13 protein-coding genes and 1 tRNA gene are annotated in these 19,434 nt (G+C 69.7%); 7 read left to right on the forward strand and 7 right to left on the reverse strand.

Annotation, left to right across the window (positions count from 1 at the left end):
- Positions 1 to 10 precede the first annotated feature (10 nt).
- Both AC1RTA_RS06425 and AC1RTA_RS06430 read left to right on the forward strand, forming a co-directional pair.
- Positions 11 to 1,147, forward strand: coding sequence for an ABC transporter substrate-binding protein (locus AC1RTA_RS06425; RefSeq protein ID WP_492784311.1), 1,137 nt, complete (start codon positions 11 to 13; stop codon positions 1,145 to 1,147).
- 136 nt (positions 1,148 to 1,283) lie between these two features.
- The gene (locus tag AC1RTA_RS06430) at positions 1,284 to 4,664 is read left to right on the forward strand and encodes a bifunctional diguanylate cyclase/phosphodiesterase (protein WP_492784280.1); all 3,381 of its coding nucleotides are present in this window, start codon (positions 1,284 to 1,286) and stop codon (positions 4,662 to 4,664) included.
- Positions 4,665 to 4,670: 6 nt separating this feature from the next.
- On the opposite strand, the gene AC1RTA_RS06435 is transcribed toward AC1RTA_RS06430, so the two are convergent.
- Positions 4,671 to 5,774, reverse strand: a complete 1,104-nt coding sequence (locus AC1RTA_RS06435; RefSeq protein WP_492784281.1) for an ABC transporter substrate-binding protein — start codon at positions 5,772 to 5,774, stop codon at positions 4,671 to 4,673.
- A 141-nt stretch (positions 5,775 to 5,915) separates the two neighbouring features.
- Here AC1RTA_RS06435 and AC1RTA_RS06440 point away from each other — a divergent pair, with 141 nt between their 5' ends.
- Positions 5,916 to 9,761: a PAS domain S-box protein gene (locus tag AC1RTA_RS06440; RefSeq protein WP_492784282.1), complete on the forward strand. Its 3,846-nt coding sequence runs from the start codon at positions 5,916 to 5,918 to the stop codon at positions 9,759 to 9,761.
- A gap of 121 nt (positions 9,762 to 9,882) precedes the next feature.
- Positions 9,883 to 10,410: a DUF2242 domain-containing protein gene (locus AC1RTA_RS06445; protein WP_014236113.1), complete on the forward strand. Its 528-nt coding sequence runs from the start codon at positions 9,883 to 9,885 to the stop codon at positions 10,408 to 10,410.
- Between the two features lie 63 nt (positions 10,411 to 10,473).
- Here the strand turns inward: AC1RTA_RS06445 and AC1RTA_RS06450 are convergent, their stop codons facing one another.
- Positions 10,474 to 11,688, reverse strand: coding sequence for an MFS transporter (locus tag AC1RTA_RS06450; protein WP_492784283.1), 1,215 nt, complete (start codon positions 11,686 to 11,688; stop codon positions 10,474 to 10,476).
- Positions 11,689 to 11,801: 113 nt separating this feature from the next.
- Between AC1RTA_RS06450 and AC1RTA_RS06455 the strand changes: the two genes are divergently transcribed.
- The gene (locus AC1RTA_RS06455) at positions 11,802 to 12,722 is read left to right on the forward strand and encodes a LysR family transcriptional regulator (protein WP_492784284.1); all 921 of its coding nucleotides are present in this window, start codon (positions 11,802 to 11,804) and stop codon (positions 12,720 to 12,722) included.
- A 40-nt stretch (positions 12,723 to 12,762) separates the two neighbouring features.
- Here AC1RTA_RS06455 and AC1RTA_RS06460 read toward each other — a convergent pair.
- Together AC1RTA_RS06460 and AC1RTA_RS06465 are read right to left on the reverse strand one after the other, a co-directional pair.
- Positions 12,763 to 12,836, reverse strand: a tRNA-Gly gene (locus AC1RTA_RS06460).
- A gap of 88 nt (positions 12,837 to 12,924) precedes the next feature.
- Positions 12,925 to 13,476 carry a flavin reductase family protein gene (locus AC1RTA_RS06465; RefSeq protein ID WP_492784285.1) on the reverse strand — a complete coding sequence of 184 codons (552 nt, stop codon included), beginning with the start codon at positions 13,474 to 13,476 and terminating at the stop codon, positions 12,925 to 12,927.
- Between the two features lie 113 nt (positions 13,477 to 13,589).
- Between AC1RTA_RS06465 and purT the strand changes: the two genes are divergently transcribed.
- Together purT and AC1RTA_RS06475 are read left to right on the forward strand one after the other, a co-directional pair.
- Positions 13,590 to 14,822, forward strand: coding sequence for a formate-dependent phosphoribosylglycinamide formyltransferase (gene purT, locus AC1RTA_RS06470; protein WP_205230646.1), 1,233 nt, complete (start codon positions 13,590 to 13,592; stop codon positions 14,820 to 14,822).
- 120 nt (positions 14,823 to 14,942) lie between these two features.
- A complete protein-coding gene (locus AC1RTA_RS06475; RefSeq protein ID WP_492784286.1) occupies positions 14,943 to 15,752 on the forward strand; it encodes an alpha/beta hydrolase in 810 nt (269 codons plus the stop codon).
- Here the strand turns inward: AC1RTA_RS06475 and AC1RTA_RS06480 are convergent.
- Genes AC1RTA_RS06480 through AC1RTA_RS06490 form a run of 3 tightly spaced genes read right to left on the reverse strand, consistent with a single transcriptional unit; the run spans position 15,749 to position 19,409 of the window.
- A complete protein-coding gene (locus AC1RTA_RS06480) occupies positions 15,749 to 17,125 on the reverse strand; it encodes a DUF4129 domain-containing protein (protein ID WP_492784287.1) in 1,377 nt (458 codons plus the stop codon). The genes AC1RTA_RS06475 and AC1RTA_RS06480 overlap by 4 nt on opposite strands.
- On the reverse strand, positions 17,122 to 18,435 hold the full coding sequence (locus AC1RTA_RS06485; RefSeq protein WP_492784288.1) for a DUF58 domain-containing protein: 1,314 nt from the start codon (positions 18,433 to 18,435) through the stop codon (positions 17,122 to 17,124). Before AC1RTA_RS06485 ends, AC1RTA_RS06480 begins: the two co-directional genes overlap by 4 nt.
- Positions 18,432 to 19,409: an AAA family ATPase gene (locus tag AC1RTA_RS06490; protein WP_287874516.1), complete on the reverse strand. Its 978-nt coding sequence runs from the start codon at positions 19,407 to 19,409 to the stop codon at positions 18,432 to 18,434. The genes AC1RTA_RS06485 and AC1RTA_RS06490 overlap by 4 nt, the downstream gene beginning before the upstream one ends.
- Between the last annotated feature and the right edge of the window lie 25 nt (positions 19,410 to 19,434).

The raw sequence follows: 19,434 nt of genomic DNA on the forward strand, positions 1-19,434 counted from the left end.
CTTCCGCCGCTTGCCGGCCGCCCTCCTGGCCGCCCTCTCCCTGATCGCCGGCCCGGCCCTGGCCCAGGTGAGGATCGGCGTCATCGCCTCCTCCACCGGCGTCACCGCCCAGGTGGGCATTCCCCAGAAGAACAGCGTGGCCCTGCTGCCGGCGGAAATCGGTGGACAGAAGGTGGAATACATCGTCCTCGACGACGCCTCCGACCCCACCAATGCGGTCACCGCGGTGAAGAAGCTGATCGGCGAGCACAAGGTGGATGCCCTGATCGGCCCCACCACCAGCCCCGCCGCCCTGGCCATGCTCGATTTCGTCGCCGAGGCCAAGACGCCCCTGGTCACCACCGTGGGTTCCTCGGCCATCGTCCAGCCCATGGACGAGAAGAAGAAGTGGGTGTTCAAGACCACCCAGAACGACGACCTCATCGCCGAGGCGGTGATCGCCCACATGCAGGCCGGCGGCGTCAGGAGCGTGGGCTTCATCGGCTTCAACGACCCCTACGGTGAGAACTGGCACAAGGTCTTTGCCGCCCTGGCGGAGAAGGCGGGCATCCGCCTGGTGGCCAGCGAGCGCTTCGTGCGCACCGACCAGTCGGTGATCGGCCAGGCCTTGAAGCTCATCAGCGCCAAACCCGACGCCATTTTCATCGCCGCCACCGGCGGCCCCGCCGTGCTGCCCCAGGCCACCCTGCTGGAGAAGGGCTACAAGGGCCGTCTCTACCAGACCCACGGCGTCGCCACCAACGACTTCATCAAGCTGGGCGGCAAGGCCGTGGAAGGCACCCTGATGGCCGGCGGACCCCTGCTGGTGGCCGACGGCCTCAAGGACGGCAACCCGATCAAGGCCGTCGCCCAGGGCTACATCCGGGCCTACGAGGGCCGCTACGGCGCCGGCACCATGTCCACCTTCGGCGCCAATACCTACGATGCGGGCCTGCTGTTGCAGAAGGCCATTCCCCTGGCCCTGAAGAAGGGGCATCCGGGCACGGCGGAGTTCCGCACCGCCCTGCGCGACGCCCTGGAACAGTCGAAGGAAGTGGTGGGCGCCCAGGGGGTCTTCAACATGACCCCGGCCAACCATAACGGCATGGATCAGCGGGCCCGGCTAATGATGACGGTGAAGAACGGCCGCTGGATGCCCCTCCCCTGAAGATGCCGGGGGATTCCCGGGGCGCCGGGCTAAATGGGCCTACATGTGACGAAAGTCATATATTGCCCGGATAATCGGCGCTATAAACCCAGCATCGGGCCTGATCGGGCCAGCAACAGGGTGGAAGGGGCAATTCATGGCGAAAGCGAAGACTGGCGCGGCGTTTGGCGCCTCCTTTCGCCGTCTGGGAGCGGGCGGCTACGCCCTGCTGGCCACGGTGCTGCTGGTGGGCAGCATCCTGGCCCTGCTCCTCGGCCAGCTGGAGGTGGACCGCCGCACCAGCGAGGCCCGCACCCAGGCCACCGCCGAACTGGCCGCCGTGCGGGCCCGGCTGGAGGGCCAGATCATGGCCACCTTCAGCATCACCGAAGGCATCGTGCACCTGCTGCGCCACGACGGCAGCATCTCCCCCGAGCGCTTCGCCGGCATGGCCTCCCAGGCCATCGCCGCCGTACCCCACATCCGCAACATCGCCCTGGCACCGGATGACGTCATCCGCCAGGTCTATCCCCTGGCCGGCAACGAGCGGGCCCTGGGCTTCGCCTACAGCACCCGGCCGGAGCAGTTCGCCACGGTGCGCCGTGCCCGGGAACTGGGCGGCCCCCTCCTGGCCGGCCCGGTGGATCTGGTCCAGGGCGGCCGCGCCCTGATCCACCGGCGGCCGGTGTTCATCACCGACAAGGCCGGCGGCAGCCGCTATTGGGGCGTGGCCTCCATAGTGGCCGACGTGGATCGCCTGCTCAACGTCGGCGGCATCGGGCGGGAAGGCCCCCTCAACCTGGCCCTGCGCGGCCGGGACGGGGACGGCGCCGACGGCGGCATGATCTGGGGCGACAGTACGGTATTCGGCCAGCAGCCGGTGCTGATGAACGTCAGCGTGCCGGGCGGCACCTGGCAGCTGGCGGGCCTGCCCAAGGCGGGCTGGCCCAGCACCAATCTGCTGCACTCACCCCTGTTCCTGGTGGCCCTGACCAACACCCTGCTGCTGCTCTATTTCGTCGCCCAGCTGATGGGGCGCAACAGCTTCATCCGCGAGCGCAATGCGGAACTGTCCCGGGAAATCGCCGAGCGCAAGGAAATCCAGGCCTCCCTGGCCCAGAGCGAGGGGCGCTTCCGCACCCTCTTCGAACATTCCCCCGACCCCACCTGGATCGTCCGCCAGGGCTGCTTCTCCGAGGCCAATGCGGCGGCCCTGGAGATGTTCGGCTTCAAGGACTTTTCCCAGTTCCGGGGCATTTCCCCCATCGACCTGTCTCCGGCCCGGCAGCCCGACGGCCAGACCTCGGCGGAGAAGGCCAAGGCCATGATGGAAATCGCCGTGGCCCGGGGCCTGCACCGCTTCGAATGGACCCACCAGCGCTGCGACGGCAGCCTGTTCCCGGCGGAAGTGACCCTCAGCGCCATGCAGCTCAACGAGCTGCCGGTGCTCCATGCCGTGGTGCGCGACATTTCCGAGCGCAAGCAGGCCGAGGCGGAACTGGAGCGGCAGCGCAGCCTGCTCGGCGCCATCGTGGACCATGCCCCCTCCCTGATCTACATGTTCGACACGGAGGGCCGCCTGCGCCTGGGCAACCGCCTCTTCGAAAAGGTGGTCGGCCGCCCCCGCGCCTCCATGGAAGGGCTACTGCGGGAAAGCTTCATGTCCCCCGCCCTGGCTTTGCAGCACCGGCACAACGACGAACTGGTGATGCAGGCGGGCAAACCCATGCGCTTCGAGGAACAGGCCCTGGACGGCGGCGTGGCGCGCACCTACCTCACCACCAAATGCCCGCTGCCGGCACCGGACGGCAGCCTGCGCGGCGTCCTCGGCATTTCCACCGACATCACGGAAATCAAGCAGACCACGGAACAGCTGCGCCTGGCCGGAGTGGTCATGGAGAACACCGCCGACGGGGTCATGATCACCGACGCCCGGGGCGTCATCCTCTCGGTGAACAAAGCCTTCACCGACATCACCGGCTACACCGCCGCCGAAGCCCTGGGCCAGCTGCCCAGCCTGCTGCGTTCGGACCGCCAGGAACCGGAGTTCTACCGCCTGATGTGGGAGACCCTGGCCAGCACCGGCATCTGGCGCGGCGAGATCTGGAACCGGCGCAAGAACGGCGCCCTCTTCCCCGAGTGGCTGACCATCAATGCCGTGCTCGACCAGGAGGGCAAGCCGGTCAATTACGTCGGCGTCTTCTCCGACATTTCCGCCATCAAGCATTCCCAGGACGAACTGGAGCGGCTGGCCCATTTCGACCCCCTCACCGGCCTGCCCAACCGCACCCTCTTCCACGACCGCCTGCAGCACGCCCTGGAGCGGGCACAGCGCTACGGCCAGGAACTGGCGGTGCTGCTGCTGGACCTGGACGGCTTCAAGACGGTGAACGACAGCCTGGGCCACCCCACCGGCGACCTGCTGCTGCAGCAGGCGGCCCACCGCTTCAAGGAATGCGTGCGGGTGGAGGACACGGTGTCCCGCCTGGGAGGCGACGAGTTCGCCATCATCCTCAACAACCTGGCCCAGGGCACCGACGCCATCAGTGTGGTGAAGAAGCTGCTGCAGGCCCTGCAGGAACCCTTCGACCTGGACGGTACCGCCGCCCTGGTCACCACCAGCATCGGCATCGCCATCGCCCCCCTCGACGGCGACACGCCCGAAGCCCTGGTGCGCAATGCCGACACCGCCATGTACGGGGCCAAGGAAGGGGGCCGCAACAGCTACCGCTTCTACCAAGCCGACATGACCCGCCGCGCCCAGGAACGGCTGACCCAGGAACGCTCCCTGCGCCGGGCCCTGGAAGAGGGCGAGTTCGAGGTCTGGTACCAGCCCAAGCTGGAACTGGCCGACGGCAGCCTGTGCGGCGCCGAGGCCCTGCTGCGCTGGCGCGACCCGGCCCGGGGCCTGGTGTCGCCGGCCGAGTTCATCCCCCTGGCCGAACGCACCGGACTGATCGTGCCCATCGGCGAACTGGTGCTCGACCAGGTCTGCCGCCAGGCCCGCCAGTGGGCGGACCGGGGCCTGCTGGCCGGGCGCATCGCCGTCAATGTGGCGGCCCTGCAGATCGAGCGCAGCGACTATGCGGCGACCCTGCGCCAAGCCCTGGAAAAGCACGGTCTGCCGGCCACGGCCCTGGAGGTGGAAGTGACCGAAAGCCTGATCATGGAAAGCCCGAACCATGCCCGGCAGGTGCTGTGCGACATCCAGACCCTGGGGGTGACCACGGCGGTGGACGACTTCGGCACCGGCTATTCCTCCCTGGCCTATCTCAAGGTGCTGCCCATCAACCACCTGAAGATCGACCGGGCCTTCGTCGCCGACCTGCCCCACAACCTCAACGACGTGGCCATCGCCCGCGCCATCATCGCCCTCGGCCACTCCCTGGGATTCCACATCACCGCCGAAGGCATCGAGACCCAGGAGCAGTTGGAATTCCTGCGCGGCGCCGGCTGCGACCAGGGCCAGGGCTACCTCTTCGGCCGGCCCATGCCGGCGGCGGACTTCACCGCCTGGATGCAGCAACGCCGCGCCTGAAGGGGATTAGCGCACCAGGACGAAGCGCCCCTGCTGGATCTCGGTGAAAAAGGCCTGCCGCGTGGTATCGCCGAAGGCGTCGAAACTGATCTGCTGCTGCAGGCCCTGGTAGGGGCCGTACTTGAGCACCGCCGCCTTGACGCTGTCGCCCCGCTGGCGCCGGCTGAGGGCGGTGAACAGCACCGTCGCCGCATCGTAGGCCGCCACCGCGCTGTAGCCCGGCAGGCGCTGGAAGCGCTGGGTAAAGGCGTCGCGGAAGGCCACGTAGCGGGGGGATTCGTCATAGCGGTTGTAGTTCTGCAGGATCAGCAGCCCTTCCACCAGGGAGCCCCCCAGTTCGGTCAGCTGTTCCGACGCCGCCCATTCCGAGGCGGCAATGGGCAGCCGGGGCGCCTGCCGGCGCGACTGCTGGGCCAGGCGGGCCACATCGATGGCGCCGGCGATATAGAGCAGGCCGTCCGGGTCGTTCCTGAGCAGGCGCCGCACCACCTGGGCGAAATCCGTATCGGGCTGGGAGTCGTAGGCCGCTTCGGCGACGATGGCGCCGCCACCGCTAGTGAAGGCGCGGCGGAACTCCTCCAGCCAGGATTCGGAAAAGACCCGGTTGCGGGTGTCGTAGGCCACGGCGACGCGGCGCTGGCCCCGCTGGTAAAGCATGCGGGCGTAGTCGCCGGCATTGTCCCGGGTGCTGCGGTTGATGCGCACCAGGTTGTCGTCCTTGGCGTAAAAGGCCATGGCGCTGAGGGTCGGGCTGATCAGCAGGGTGTCGCTGCGGGCCAGCACCGGCACGGCCGCCGCCGCCATGGCCGAGGTGAAGGGGCCGATCACCGCCTCCACCCGCGCCTGGCCCAGCTCCGCCGCCGCCCGGGCAGCGGTCTCGGCCTTCTGGGCATCGTCCCGGGCGATCAGCTCGATGGGGCGGCCCTGGATGCCGCCTTCCCGGTTCCACTGCTCGACCGCCAGGATGACGCCGTTGCGCCCGGCATCCCCCACATCCGTGTTGCGGTCGGAAAGACCACCGAGAAAGCCGATGCGCACCGGCTCCGGTTCGCCGCAAGCGGCCAGCAGCAGGGTACCGAGGAGGATCAGGGCAGCCAGGGGCTTGCGCATGGGAAAGCTCCGCTTTGGTGGTTGGGACCATGCACTAATTCCACGCATGGTCGCCGAAAGATTCTGATAATACTAAGATAATAGACGGCAGATCATTCACCTAACCCCGGCGGCCGCCCGGCCGTCGCCCCGGTGCCCAACATGGCCTTGCACCCACACATCCTTTCCCGCTGGCAGCGGGCCTGGCGCCGCTCCCTGCACATCCGCCTGGTGGTGCTGGGCCTGGTGCCCATGCTCGTCACCCTGCCGGTGATCATGGCCGTGCTGGTGGTGGGTGGCCAGCGTTTCGACGAACTGCTGGAGGCCAATGCCCACGCCCATCTGATCAGTACCCGCAACTATCTGGAGCAGATCCGCAACCGCTCCGGCCAGCAGGTGCTGCAGCAGGCACTCTCCGAACGCCTGCCCCAGTTGCTCAAGGCCCACCGCGGCAACGACCCGACCCTGGGCAAGGTGCTCGACGTGTGGGCCGAATCGGCGGGCCTGGACTATCTCATCGTCGCCACCGAGGACGGCCAGATCATCGCCGCCAGCACCGACGCCGTGCCCGGCACCCGCCTGCCCCGCTCCTTTGTCGTGCGCCAGGTGCTGACCGGACTGCCGGTATCGGCCTACGAGCGCTTCGATGCGGAACAGCTGGCCCGCCTCGGCTCCCGCTTTCCCGCCCGGGCCCGGGTAGAGGTGGCGGGGGCGCCGAAGGGCGAGGCGGAGACCCGGGGCCTGCTCATCAACGCCGCCGCCCACCTGCCCCTCAGCGGCGATTACGGAGATGCCATCCTCTTCGGCGGCATCCTGCTCAACAACAACCTGGCCCTGATCGACAACATCCGGGAGGTGGTTTTCCCGGTGGGCACCCTGCCGGGCGGCGACAGCGGCACCGCCACCCTGTTCCTCGACGACATCCGCGTCGCCACCAACGTGCAGCTGGCCAACGGCCAGCGGGCCCTGGGCACCCGGGCCAGTGCCGAGGTCAATCAGGCGGTGCTGGAAGAAGGCGGCACCTGGGTGCGGCGGGCCCGGGTGGTGGACAGCTGGCAGATCGCCGGCTACCAGGCCCTGCTCGACGGCGAGGGGCGGCGCATCGGCATGATCTACTCCGGTTTTCCGGAAACCTACTACCAGAACGAGAAGCACCTGCTCCTGGGCGGCATTTCGCTGGTGCTGGGCCTGAGCATGCTGCTGCTCACCTATGTCTTCCTGAAGAAATCCCGCCGCCTCACCGACCGCCTGCAGCGCATCCGCGACGCCATGACCGACTTCGGCCAGGGCCGCACCCTGGCCCGGGTCGGGCGCATGGAGGAAGAGGACGAGATCGGCCAGCTGGCCGGCCATTTCGACGCCCTGCTCGATGCCCTGGATGCCAAGGAGAAGGCCCGGGCCCATACCGAATGGGTGCTGCGCAAACGCATGCAGGAACTGGCCTGCCTCTACGAAATATCCCGGGTCACGGAAGACCCGGCCCTGGGCCTGGGGGAAATCCTGGAACGGGTGGTGGGCCTCATTCCGCCGGGCTGGCGCTGGCCCCGGCAGACCTTCGCCTGCATCGAGTTCGGCGGTGTCCGTTACGCCACCCCGGGCCACCCGGCCGCAACGGGCGGCCACCGGGTCACCTTCCGCACCCCGGGAGGCGACCAGGGCACCCTGACGGTGCTGTGCCAGCCCGACGGCGAGCACGACACGGCCCTGCTGCCGGAGGAGCGGACCCTGCAGGAAAGCATCGCCCAGCGCCTCGGCGACGCCATCAGCCGCCTGCAGACCCGCAGCGCCCTGCGCGAGCGGGAGGACATCTTCAGCGCCATCGCCGCCCAGGCGCCGGAGAGCATCTGCCTGATCGACGCCGAGAGCGGCCGCTTCATCGAATTCAACGACATGACCTGCGCCAGCCTGGGCTACACCCGGGAGGAACTGGCCGGACTCTCCATCGCCGACCTGGAGGCGGAAATGGACCCGCAGCAGGTCCGCCAGGCCCTGGCCGCCGTCATCCGGGACGGCCAGCACAGCACGGAAACCCGCCTGCGGCGCAAGGACGGCCAGGTGCGGGACTTCTGGGTCAGCAACCGGCGGGTGGAAATGGACGGGCGCCTCGGCTGCGCCTCCGTCTGGCGCGACATCACCGAACGCAAGGAGCAGGCCCGGGCCATGGCCAGCGAGGTTTCCATGCGCCGGGCCCTGTTCGAGCACAGCCGGGACGGCCTGGTGCTGCTCACCGAGGACGGCGCCGTGGCCGAAGCCAATCCGGCCATGGCGGCCATGCTCGGCTACACGCCGGAGGAAATGGAACGGCTCCACGTGTGGGACTGGGACGCGGCGATTCCCCGGGAACAGATCACCGCCATGCTGCGGGCCCTGAGCAAGGGCGGCGAGTTCTTCCAGACCGTGCACCGCCACAAGGACGGCCGCACCTTCAACGTGGAAGTGAGCGCCAGCCGTGTCGAGTGGGAAGGCCAGGCCTATGTGCTGTGCCTGCACCGGGACATCACCTTCCGCCTGCGCCTGGAACAGGAACTGGAACAGCACCGCCACCACCTGGAGGAGCTGGTGCACGCCCGCACCATGGAGCTGGCCGAAGCCCGGGACGAGGCGGAGAGCGCCAGCCGGGCCAAGAGCGCCTTCCTGGCCAACATGAGCCACGAGATCCGCACCCCCATGAACGCCATCCTCGGCCTCTCCCACCTGCTGGGGCGGGAGGTGGGCGACGCCCGGGCCCGGGAGCGGGTGGACAAGATCCACGGTGCCGCCACCCATCTGCTCAACATCATCAACGACATCCTGGACCTGTCCAAGATCGAGGCCGAAAAGCTGCATCTGGACGTGCAGGACTTCCCCCTGGCGCGCCTCTTCGACAATGCGGAAAACCTGCTGCGGCCCCAGCTGGAAGCCAAGGGCCTGCGCCTGGAGCGGCACCTCGACCCGGCCCTGCCCCCCGTCCTGCGGGGCGACGCCATGCGCCTGCAGCAGATCCTGGTGAACTTCCTCAGCAATGCGGTGAAGTTCTCCGACCAGGGCCACATCACCCTGGGCGCCCGCCTGCTCAGCCGCAGCCAGAGCCAGGTGGAGCTGCGCCTGGAGGTGGCGGACCAGGGCATCGGCATCGCCCCTGAGCAGCAGGCCGCCCTGTTCCAGGCCTTCGAGCAGGCCGACAACTCCACCACCCGCAAGTACGGCGGCACGGGCCTGGGCCTGGCCATCAGCAAGCGCCTCATCCGGCTCATGGGCGGTGACATCGGGGTGGACAGCAAGCCGGGCCAGGGCAGCGTCTTCTGGATCAGCCTGCGCCTGGAGGTGGCGGACACCGCGGCCGGCACCACCGCCGCAACTGCGGAGCAGGAACTGCCGGCCCGCCTGCGCGCCCGCCACGGCGGCTGCCGCATACTCCTGGCGGAAGACAACGCCCTCAACCAGGAGGTGGCCCAGGACCTGCTGCACGATGCCGGCCTGGCCGTCAGCGTGGCCGAGGACGGGCACCAGGCGGTGAGCCTGGCCCAGTCCGGCGGCTTCGACCTGGTGCTGATGGATGTGAACATGCCCCACCTGGACGGCCTGCAGGCCACCCGGGCCATCCGGGAGCTGCCCGGCTGCGCCGACCTGCCCATCCTGGCCATGACTGCCGGCGCCTTCGCCGAAGACCGGGCGCGTTGCCTGGAAGCCGGCATGAACGACTTCGTGGCCAAGCCGGTGGTCCCCGAGGTGCTCTACCAGGCCCTGCTGCGCTGGCTGCCGGCCCGCACCCCGGCAATAGTGCCGACGCCCGGCAACGGCGCCAACGGGGAACAGGCCCAGCTGCTCAACCGGCTGCACACGCTGCTGGCCGGCGACGACATGCAGGCCAGCCTGCTCTGGCAGCAGTCCGCACACCTGCTGCTGCCCCTGCTCGGCGCCTGGGGCCCCCAGATCGACCAGGCCATCGAGTACTTCGATTTCGACCGGGCCCTGAGCCTGCTCGAGGCGGCCACCCGGGAGGCGGTCCAGCCGGCCGGCGCAGGCTAGGCGGCCCCGGCGCCAAAACATGTAAAGGAAGTTGTCGCAACGCCCCGAAACGGCCCGGATGATCTAAGATTCTGCCTTCGGCAACCGTTTCAGCAACCGTCTTTCCCGGCACCAGAACCCCATGCGTTTTTCTTTCCGCCCCCTTGTCTTACTCACCCTGAGCGGATTGCTGCTGGCGGGCTGCGCCTCCCGCCCCACGCCGGCCTACAAGCACGAGTCCTTCGACAGCAATTCCCCCTTCGAATACTGGAGTACCCGGGTTCCCGCCAACGCCTGCGAACTGGGGCGCCGGGCCCTGCTCAGCCAGGGCTACCAGGTGGAGGAAACCAAGCCGGAGAGCATCCGCGGCGAAAAGCTGTTCCAGCCCGAGGCCGATTACGGCATGCGCCTTTCCATCAGCCTGGTGTGCCTGCCCAGCAACGTCGGCACCGTCATCTACGCCAACGCCCGCCAGACCCGCTTCGCCCTCAAGGCCGGCAGCAGCAGCGCCGGCCTCAGCGTCACCGGCATCGGCTCCATCTCCCTGCCCTGGGTGGCGGACAAGGATTCCCTGGTCAAGGTGGGCGAGGAAACCATCGCCGACCCGGACTTCTACAAGCGCCTCTTCGCCCTCATCGACAGCCTGGACGGCGGCAGCAACAACAACTGAACGCGCCGCGCCAAAAACAAAGGCCAGCCTCCCGGGCTGGCCTTTTTGCTTTGCGGCGGCGCCTCAGGCCGGCTGGGCCGCGGGCTGCACCGGCTTTTCCCGGATCGGCAGGTTCACCAGGGCGGCGGCCGCCGCCAGGGCGATGTCGGCGTACCACATCCAGCCGTAATCGCCGAAGCGGGTCAGGGTCAGGCCCCCCAGGTAGGCGCCGAGAAAGCCGCCGATCTGGTGCGAGAGCAGGGTCAGGCCGAACAGGGTGCCCAGGTAGCGCACGCCGAAAAGCTTGCCGACGATGGCCGCCGTCGGCGGCACCGTGGCCAGCCAGGTGAAGCCGAGGCCGGCGGCAAACAGGTAGTAGGTCCATTCCGTGCGCGGCATCATCAGATACCAGATGATGAGCAGGGCGCGGGAGGCGTACATGGCCGCCAGGATGTACTTGCTGCGGTAGCGGGCCACACAGGAGCCGGCGTAGAGGCTGCCGAAGATGTTGGCCAGGCCGATGATGGCCAGGGACCAGCTGGCCACCGAGGGCGGCAGTCCGCACAGGTTCACCTCACCGGGCAGGTGGGTGACGAGGAAGGCGATGTGGAAGCCGCAGGTGAAAAAGCCGGCATGCAGCAGCAGGTAGCTGCGGTCGCCCATGGCCTCCTTCACCGCCTGGCCAAGACCGCCGCCAGTGGCCGCTGTCGGGGCATGGGCCGGCGGAGCCCCCGCCAGACGGCCCACCAGGGGCAGGGCCGCCAGGGTGGCAATGGCCATGGCCCACAGGGCGCCCATCCAGCCGATGCTCTGGATCAGGCGCTGCAGGATGGGGGCGAAGACGAACTGTCCGAAGGAGCCGCCGGCGTTGATGACCCCGGAAGCAGCGCCCCGGGCCTCCACCGGCAGGCGCTGGGCGGCGGCGCCGATGAGCACGGAAAAGCTGCCGGCACCGGCCCCCATGGCCGACAGCAGGCCGATGGAAAAGATCAGGCCCAGGCCCGAATCCATGAAGGGCGTCAGGGCGCTGCCGACCGCGAGCACCAGCAGGCCGCCGATGAGCACCGCCCGGGCGCCGTAGCGGTCGGCCACGGCCCCCGCCACGGGCTGGATGGCGCCCCAGGTGAACTGGCCCACCGCCATGGCCAGGCTGATGCTGGCGATGCCCAGGCCGGTGTGGGTATTGAGGGGTGCGACGAAGAGGCCGAGGGACTGCCGGGCACCCATGGTCACCATGAGAATACCGGCCGCCGCCAGGGTGGTCACCAGCACTTCCGGCCGGCTCAGGGTACGAAACATGGCAATCCTTCCCGGCCCGTACGGACCAAATCAATCGGATTCCACTCTAGTCAGCAAATCGGCGACGAAACAGCCCATAATCCCCGCATCAACGTCAACGGATCATTGACATCATGGCCTGGCTTCCCAGTTGGCACAGTTTCCTCAAGGTCGTCGAAAGCGGCAGCATGGCCGCCGCCGCCCGGCAGCTGGACTGCACCCGCGCCCAGGTCAGCAAGCAGATCGGCGACCTGGAACGATCCCTCGGCCAGCGCCTGTTCGAACGGGCCACCCGCCGCCTCAGCCTGACCCCCGCCGGCGAAGTCTTCCTCCAGCACGCCCGCCGCGCCCTGGAAGCGGTGGACAGCGCCGAACTGGCCCTGCGCCACCTGGGCGAAACGCCCCAGGGCGTGCTGCGCATCAGCGCCACCCTGGCCTTCGGCCGCCGCTACATCGCCCCCCTGCTGCCATCCATGGTCGAGAAATACCCGGGCCTGGAATGTGAGCTGGTACTCACCGACCAGCTGGTGGACCTGGTGGCCGACCGCATCGACCTCGCCCTGCGCCTGACCAAGGCCCCGCCCGAAGACGCCGTGGCCCGCCCCCTGCTGCAACTGGAACGCCACCTCTGCGCCGCCCCCGCCTACCTGGCCGCCCACGGCACGCCCCAGACGCCCCAGGACCTGCCCCTGCACCGCTGCTTCAGCTACCTGTTCACCGACGACGGCCACTGGCGCCTGACCGACCGGGAAGGAGCCGAGATCCGGGTGCCCATCCACAGCCCCCTGCGCTACAACAATCTGGAATGCCTGGAAGACGCCATCCTCGCCGGCCAGGGCATCGGCATCCTGCCCGACTTCCTGTGCGCCCCGGCCCTGGCCGACGGCCGTCTGATCCGGGTCCTGCCCAACCACGAACCCCAGGTCCGCTTCGGCCGCCACCTCTACGCCTGCTACACCCCCAGCCGCATCCGCCTGCCCAAGGTCAAGGTCTTCCTGGCAGAACTGGAAGCAGCCCTGACGCCAGTGCCGCCGTGGCGGCAGGGGCGGAAATGAAAAAGGCCAGTCGCGGAGGACTGGCCTTTTGAGTATCCGGTGGAGCGGGCGATGGGAATCGAACCCACGGCTCTAGCTTGGGAAGCTAGGGTATTACCATTATACGACGCCCGCTCGGGCTGATTTGGCGGCTCCGGGAGCGGAACCGAGGTGGCATTCTACGCCGCCGCCTGCCGCAGGGGCAACCGGCGGGGTACGAAACTCAGTCGGCCAGGCGGCGGTAGCGGCCGCCCTGGAAGACGAGGGGGGGCTGGGCCGGGTCCTGGGTGAAGCGTTCGACCTGGCCGATGAAGATGAGGTGGTCGCCGCCGGCATGGCGGACGACGTTGGCGCATTCGAAGCTGGCGCAGGTGCCGGCCAGCACCGGGGCGCCGCCCAGGCCGGGCTGCCAGGCAACGCCGTCGAACTTGTCTTCGAGGCGGGAGGCGAAGCGGTTGGAGACTTCTTCCTGGTTCGCTGCCAGCACGTTCACGGCAAAGTGGGAGGCGCTCTCGAAAATGCCCAGGCTGGGGGAGTTGGCGGAGAGGCTCCACAGCACCAGGGGCGGCTCCAGGGAGACGGAATTGAAGGAGCTGACGGTGAGGCCCACCGGGGTGCCGTCGGCGGCCATGGCGGTGACCACGGTGACGCCGGTGGCGAAGCCGCCCAGGGCGTTGCGGAAGGCGCGGCAGTCGAAGGGGGCCGGGGTGGCGGCGGCGTCGCTGTCGCAGGTGTTGCAGGGCAGGTCGAGGGCGGAGTTTTGGCTGGAAGTCATGAAGTCGTCGGAGGCGGGCTGCGTGCTAACATGCGCGGACTTTTTGCCGTCCGGGGTGGCGCCGCTGTGGCGGTCTGCCCCTGCAATGCCCTTATTTTCAAGGAAGTGATGCTATGAGAATCGGAACGCCCCTCTCCCCTTCGGCCACCAAGGTGATGCTGCTGGGGGCGGGAGAACTGGGCAAGGAGGTGATTATCGCCTTGCAGCGCCTGGGTGTCGAGGTCATCGCCGTGGACCGCTACGCCGATGCGCCGGGCATGCAGGTGGCCCACCGTTCCCACGTCATTTCCATGACCGACGGGGCCGCCCTGCGCCGCCTCATCGAGCTGGAGAAGCCCCATCTGGTGGTGCCGGAGATCGAGGCCATCGCCACCGACACCCTGGTGGAGATCGAGGCCGAGGGCCTGGCCCAGGTCATTCCCACGGCCCGGGCCGCCAAGCTGACCATGAACCGGGAAGGCATCCGCCGCCTGGCCGCCGAGGAACTGGGCCTGCCCACCTCGCCCTACCGCTTCGCCGATTCCCTGGCCGAGCTGCAGGCCGCCATCGACGGCACGGGGGAGGAGAAGGGCATCGGCTACCCCTGTGTGGTCAAGCCGGTGATGTCCTCCTCCGGCAAGGGCCAGTCCCTGCTGAAGGGCCCCGCCGACGTGGAGAAGGCCTGGAACCATGCCCAGGCCGGCGGCCGGGTGCAGCAGTCCCGGGTCATCGTCGAGGGCTTCGTCAAGTTCGACTACGAGATCACCCAGCTTACCGTGCGCGCCGTGGGCAGCTCGGGCCAGGTGGAAACCTTCTTCTGCGAACCCATCGGCCACATCCAGGTGGACGGCGACTACGTGGAATCCTGGCAGCCCCAGCCCATGAGCGAGGCGGCCCGGGAGAAGTCCCGGGAGATCGCCGAAAAGGTCACCAGCAACCTGGGCGGCCGCGGCATCTTCGGCGTCGAGCTGTTCATCAAGGGCGACCAGGTGTGGTTCTCCGAAGTCAGCCCGCGCCCCCACGACACGGGCCTGGTGACCCTGACCAGCCAGCGCCTCTCCGAATTCGAACTGCACGCCCGGGCCATCCTGGGCCTGCCGGTGGATGCCAGCCTGCGCACTCCCGGCGCCTCCGCCGTCATCTACGGCGGCCTGGAGGAACAGGGCGTGGCCTACGAAGGCGTGGCCGAGGCACTGCAGGTGCCCACCGCCGACCTGCGCCTCTTCGGCAAGCCCGAGAGCTTCAAGAAGCGCCGCATGGGCGTGGCCCTGGCCACCGGCGGCAGCATCGAACAGGCCCGGCAGCGGGCCAGCCTGGCCGCCAGCCGGGTGACGCCGGTTTCCGGCAAGCCCGCCACCAAAAAATAAGCGGGCCGCAACCCAATGGATACGGGCCAGTGGCTGCTCCCTGCCCTGGGGGCCGCACTGGCCCTTCTTCTTGGCCGTGCCGGCCTGCACTGGGCCATCCGGCGCGGTCTGCAGGCACCCATGGTCCCGGAGCTAGGCAGTCCGGGCGACCTGGGCCTGCCCTTTCGTGAGTGCGCCATCGCCGGGCCCCGGGGCAAGCGCCTCTTCGCCTGGATGATTCCCGCCGCCACTGCCGCCGCCCCCACGGTGGCGGTGCTGCACGGCTGGGGCGGCAACGCGGAAATGATGCTGCCCCTGGCGGCGCCCCTGCACCGGGCCGGCTACGCCGTGCTGCTGCTCGACGCCCGCAGCCACGGCCGCAGCGAGGCCGACACTTTCGCCTCCCTGCCCCGCTTCGCTGAAGACCTGGAAGCGGCCCTGGACTGGCTGCCCGGCCAGCCGGAGGTGGATGGCCGGCGCCTGGCGGTGCTCGGCCATTCCGTCGGTGCCGGCGCCGCCCTGCTGGTGGCCTCCCGCCGCGACGGCCTGGCCGCCGCCGTCAGCGTCGCCGCCTTCGCCCACCCGGCGGCCATGATGCGGCGCTGGCTGCAGGCCCTGCACATCCCCTATCTGCCCCTGGGCTGGTACATCCTGCGTTATGTGGAGCGGACCATCGGTCACCGCTTCGACGCCATCGCCCCCATGCGCAGCATCGCCCGGGCCCGCTGCCCGGTGCTGCTGGTCCATGGCGACGTCGACGACACCGTGCCCCTGGCCGAAGCCCGGGCCATCCTCGCCGCCCGGGGCGACACCGCAGCCGAGCTGCTGGTGGTGCCCGGCAGCCACGACAGCTACGGCGAGGTGGAGGAGCAGATGCCCCGGCTGCTGGAATTCCTGGCCGCCCATCTCCATCCGGGCGAATCGGGGCCGGCGGCTCCCGGCGCCAGTTAGTCCGTCAGCGCCCGGAAGATGCGCCGGTAGGCCTGGCGCATGGCTGCCAGGGCCTGGGGCCGGGGCTCCCGGCCGCTGTAGCTGACGATGTCGAAATAGCCCGTCAGTACATGCAGGTCCTCGGCCAGATCCGGGTAGCGGCGGTGCAGCTGGCGCCCGTATTCCCGGGGACCCTGGGCGGCGGCCCGGGGTTCGCCGTAGTAGGCGAAGAGCCGTTCGGCGGCATGGAAGTACTGGCGGATGCCGCGCCCCCCTGCCCCGTGGCGCCCGCCCAGGCCCAGGCGCAGATAATCGAGGCGGGTGCGCAGCCAGGCCAGCGGCCCCGTCTCCCGCGCCAGCAGCCAATAGGCCAGCACCAGGGCCAACAGCAGCAGCGCCAGCAGGGTCTGGACCACTTCCTGCAGGTGCTCCTGCATCCATTGCTTGAAGCGCTCCCACCAGTCTTCCACCGCCTCGCAGGCCGGGGCCGTGGCCTGCGTCAGCTGCTCCAGCCAATCCGCCAGATGGTTGATGGCGCTGGCCTGCCACTCGGGCATGCCGGGCCGGCGGGCGGCCAGGCGCATTTCTCCGGGACCGGGCCAGGCGGAACGGAGCGGACCGGCCTCCCCGGCGCCGCCCCCGCCACTGCCGCCGGCTGCCCCATGGCCACCGCTGCTGCCACCGGCGCCGCCGCCGGCCGGACTCTCGCCCAATTGCACCCCGCCGGGCAGACCGTGCTTCCAGGAGAGGTCGGCCCAGGAGACCTGGGGCGTGATGGCATAGAACAGGCCCGCCAGCCCCAGGATCACCAGGGCGGCGGTCACCGCCGCCAGCCCCTGGCCGGCAACGCGGCCGTCACCCAGGGCCAGGGCCAGGGCCTGGACCTGGCGGGAGCGGCGATCCACCTGCTCCGCCACCAGGCTCAGCACCACCGCCAGCACATAGGGCAGCAGATAGAAGAGCATGGTCCAGTCGGCCCGGTAGTGGGCGGCGGCGAACAGCACCAGCACCGCCGACACCAGCAGGCCCATGTAGAAATGGCGGCGGCTGACGCTGATGCAGTTCTGCGCCGCCTGCATGCCGCACAGCAGGTAGAGGCCGCCCCGGGGCATGCCCCAGACGGGCAGGAGAATGAGGAAGAAGAGCACGCCGGCCATGACCAGCACCGCCTTCTGCCAGCCCCGCCCCAGCTCGCTGGCCACGCCCTGCTGGCGCCAGCCGAGGAACAGGGTCAGGCCGAACAGCAGGGCCCACAGCGTCACCTCAAAGCCGAAATGGCCGTACTGGATGTCGAGGAAACAGTTGCACATGACCCCCAGGGTCAGACAGGCGTACAGCCCCAGGTAGGCGGGGCCGTAGGTGAGGGGCGAGGGGGCGGCGGCAGGACGGGTCATGGATTGAACAGGGCCAGCAGATCATCGCCCCGGCGCACCGGCAGCACCCGGGCGCCCAGTTCCATGAGGCCGCCGGTCAGGCCGTCGCTGCCCCAGGCGGTGGCGCCGGTGAAGCTTTCGGGGACGAAGCGCAGGGCCAGCAGATGGGCGCCCCGCTGCCGCAGCTGGGCCAGGGCCCCCAGCGTCGCCTGGCCGCCCCCGGGCACGGCCGGCTCGTTGTGGAAGCTGATCACGGTCTCCCCCGGCGTCAGGGCTGCGGCGGCCTGCTCCAGCACCTGGGCGTAGGGCGTGTCGCCGTCCGCCGCCACCACGGCGAGGGCATCCAGCATTTCCTGGAAGTGCAGTTCGCCGCAGCCGGCGCCGATCTCCAGGGGCTGCCGGCCGGCGCCCAGGAGCCGCACCGGCAGGCCGTTGCCGGTGGCGTAGCGGGCCAGGGAGGCGGCGATGCGCACCGCCACCTCGAAGCTGGAATCCCGGCCCCGGCCCAGTTCCGCGCCGGCCTGGCAATCCAGCACCAGGCACAGGCTGGCGGAGGCCAGGGGCTCAAATTCCCGCACCATCAGTTCGGCATTGCGGGCGCTGCTGGGCCAGTGGATGTGGCGCGGGTTGTCGCCCCGGCGGTATTCCCGCAGGCCGCAGAACTCGCTGCTGCCGGCCCCCTCCGGCAACTGCAGGGCGCCCCGGTGGATCAGGGTGGGTGTGCCGCGCAGGGGCAGGGCGACGATGGGGAAGATCCGGGGATAGATGACCAGGGAGGTGAGCCCGGCGTTGCGCCCCTGGCGGGCCTCGGCCAGCCCCAGGGGAAAGCTGGAGGCCAGGCCCACCGGGCCGAGCTGGTAGAGGCCCCGCTTTTCCGCCTGCAGGGTGACGCTGAACTGGCGCGTGCCGCCCCCCGGCACCCAGGCCACCTGGCCCAGCACCACCTCGGCCAGGGGCGCGCCGGCCGCCGCGCCGACGAAGGGCAGGCGGTCCACCAGCTCCACCATGAAGCGGGGCAGCAGGCCCCGGTTGTGCACCGTCACCGTCAGTTGCAACGGCTCGCCCTCGGCGGCCCGCACCGGGCCGCCGCGCTCCGCCGCCAGACGGCGCACCAGCCAGTGGGGCCAGACCACGCCGGCCGCCAGGGTGGCGAGGAACAGGGCGGCCACCGCCCACAGCAGGGCCTGCACCCGGTTGAGGGCGGCCGTGTAGGCCACCAGGGTGAGACCGGCCAGGATCAGGGCGCGCCGGTGCCGCCCCAGCCAGCCGGCCAGGGGCCGGCCGTCGAACGCCAGGGGCAGGGGCGTCTCCGGCGCCCGGGAGTCGCTCATACGGGGGCCGGCACCTGGTTCAGGATGTCCGCCAGCACCGCTTCCGCATGGCGTCCCTGGGCAGCGGCCTGGGGCCGCAGGATGAGGCGGTGGGCCAGCACCGGCCGGGCCACCGTCTTCACCAGCTCCGGGCTGACATAGTCGCGACCCTGCAACAGGGCCAGACCCTGGGCCGCCCGGCACAGGGCCAGGGTACCCCGGGGACTGGCGCCCAGGCGCAGGTCCGGATGGACCCGGGTGGCCGCCACCAGGCGGGCCACGTAGTCGGCCAGGGAATCTTCCACATGCACCTCGCTCACCGCCTGGCGCGCCGCCAGCAGTTCCGCCTCGCCGAGCACGGCCTGCAGCCGCTCGATGGGATGACCATGGGCCTGGGCGCGCAGGATGCGGGCTTCCTCCGCCGCACTGGGATAGCCGGTGGACAGGCGCATGAAGAAACGGTCCAGCTGGGCCTCGGGCAGCACGTAGGTGCCGGCCATCTCGATGGGGTTCTGGGTGGCCAGGACCATGAAAACCGGCGGCAGGGGGTAGGTGTGGCCGTCCACGCTGACGTGGAATTCCTCCATGCACTCCAGCAGGGCCGACTGGGCCCGGGGCGTGGCCCGGTTGATTTCGTCGGCCAGGAGGATGTTGGTGAACACCGGACCGGGGCGGAACTCGAATTCCGTGGTCTTCTGGTTGAACACCGGCACCCCGGTGACATCGGAGGGCAGCAGGTCCGGCGTGCATTGCAGGCGCTTGCAGTCGAGGGCCACGGACTTGGCCAGGGCCCGGGCCAGCATGGTCTTGCCGGTGCCCGGCACGTCCTCCAGCAGCAGGTGGCCGCGGCAGAGCAGGGCGACCACGGCCAGTTCGATCACCGGGCGCTTGCCGATGATCACTTGTTCCACGTTGTCGATGAGGGTCTGGATGGTCTGCATGGAGGCGGCAGCGTTCATGTCGTTGGAATGGGCCGCAGTGTAGCCCGCCGGCATGGCCCCGGGCAATCCGGCGGCGGGC

The sequence above is a fragment of the Azospira sp. MPR-E4 genome (assembly GCF_058809645.1).

Coding starts and splice junctions, on each gene's coding strand:
- AC1RTA_RS06490 (WP_287874516.1), bottom strand. CDS start 19,409: ATGCCGGCGGGCTACACTGCGGCCCATTCCAACGACATGAACGCTGCC.
- AC1RTA_RS06455 (WP_492784284.1), top strand. CDS start 11,802: ATGGCCTGGCTTCCCAGTTGGCACAGTTTCCTCAAGGTCGTCGAAAGC.
- AC1RTA_RS06445 (WP_014236113.1), top strand. CDS start 9,883: ATGCGTTTTTCTTTCCGCCCCCTTGTCTTACTCACCCTGAGCGGATTG.
- purT (WP_205230646.1), top strand. CDS start 13,590: ATGAGAATCGGAACGCCCCTCTCCCCTTCGGCCACCAAGGTGATGCTG.
- AC1RTA_RS06480 (WP_492784287.1), bottom strand. CDS start 17,125: ATGACCCGTCCTGCCGCCGCCCCCTCGCCCCTCACCTACGGCCCCGCC.
- AC1RTA_RS06475 (WP_492784286.1), top strand. CDS start 14,943: ATGGTCCCGGAGCTAGGCAGTCCGGGCGACCTGGGCCTGCCCTTTCGT.
- AC1RTA_RS06485 (WP_492784288.1), bottom strand. CDS start 18,435: ATGAGCGACTCCCGGGCGCCGGAGACGCCCCTGCCCCTGGCGTTCGAC.
- AC1RTA_RS06435 (WP_492784281.1), bottom strand. CDS start 5,774: ATGCGCAAGCCCCTGGCTGCCCTGATCCTCCTCGGTACCCTGCTGCTG.
- AC1RTA_RS06465 (WP_492784285.1), bottom strand. CDS start 13,476: ATGACTTCCAGCCAAAACTCCGCCCTCGACCTGCCCTGCAACACCTGC.
- AC1RTA_RS06440 (WP_492784282.1), top strand. CDS start 5,916: ATGGCCTTGCACCCACACATCCTTTCCCGCTGGCAGCGGGCCTGGCGC.
- AC1RTA_RS06450 (WP_492784283.1), bottom strand. CDS start 11,688: ATGTTTCGTACCCTGAGCCGGCCGGAAGTGCTGGTGACCACCCTGGCG.
- AC1RTA_RS06430 (WP_492784280.1), top strand. CDS start 1,284: ATGGCGAAAGCGAAGACTGGCGCGGCGTTTGGCGCCTCCTTTCGCCGT.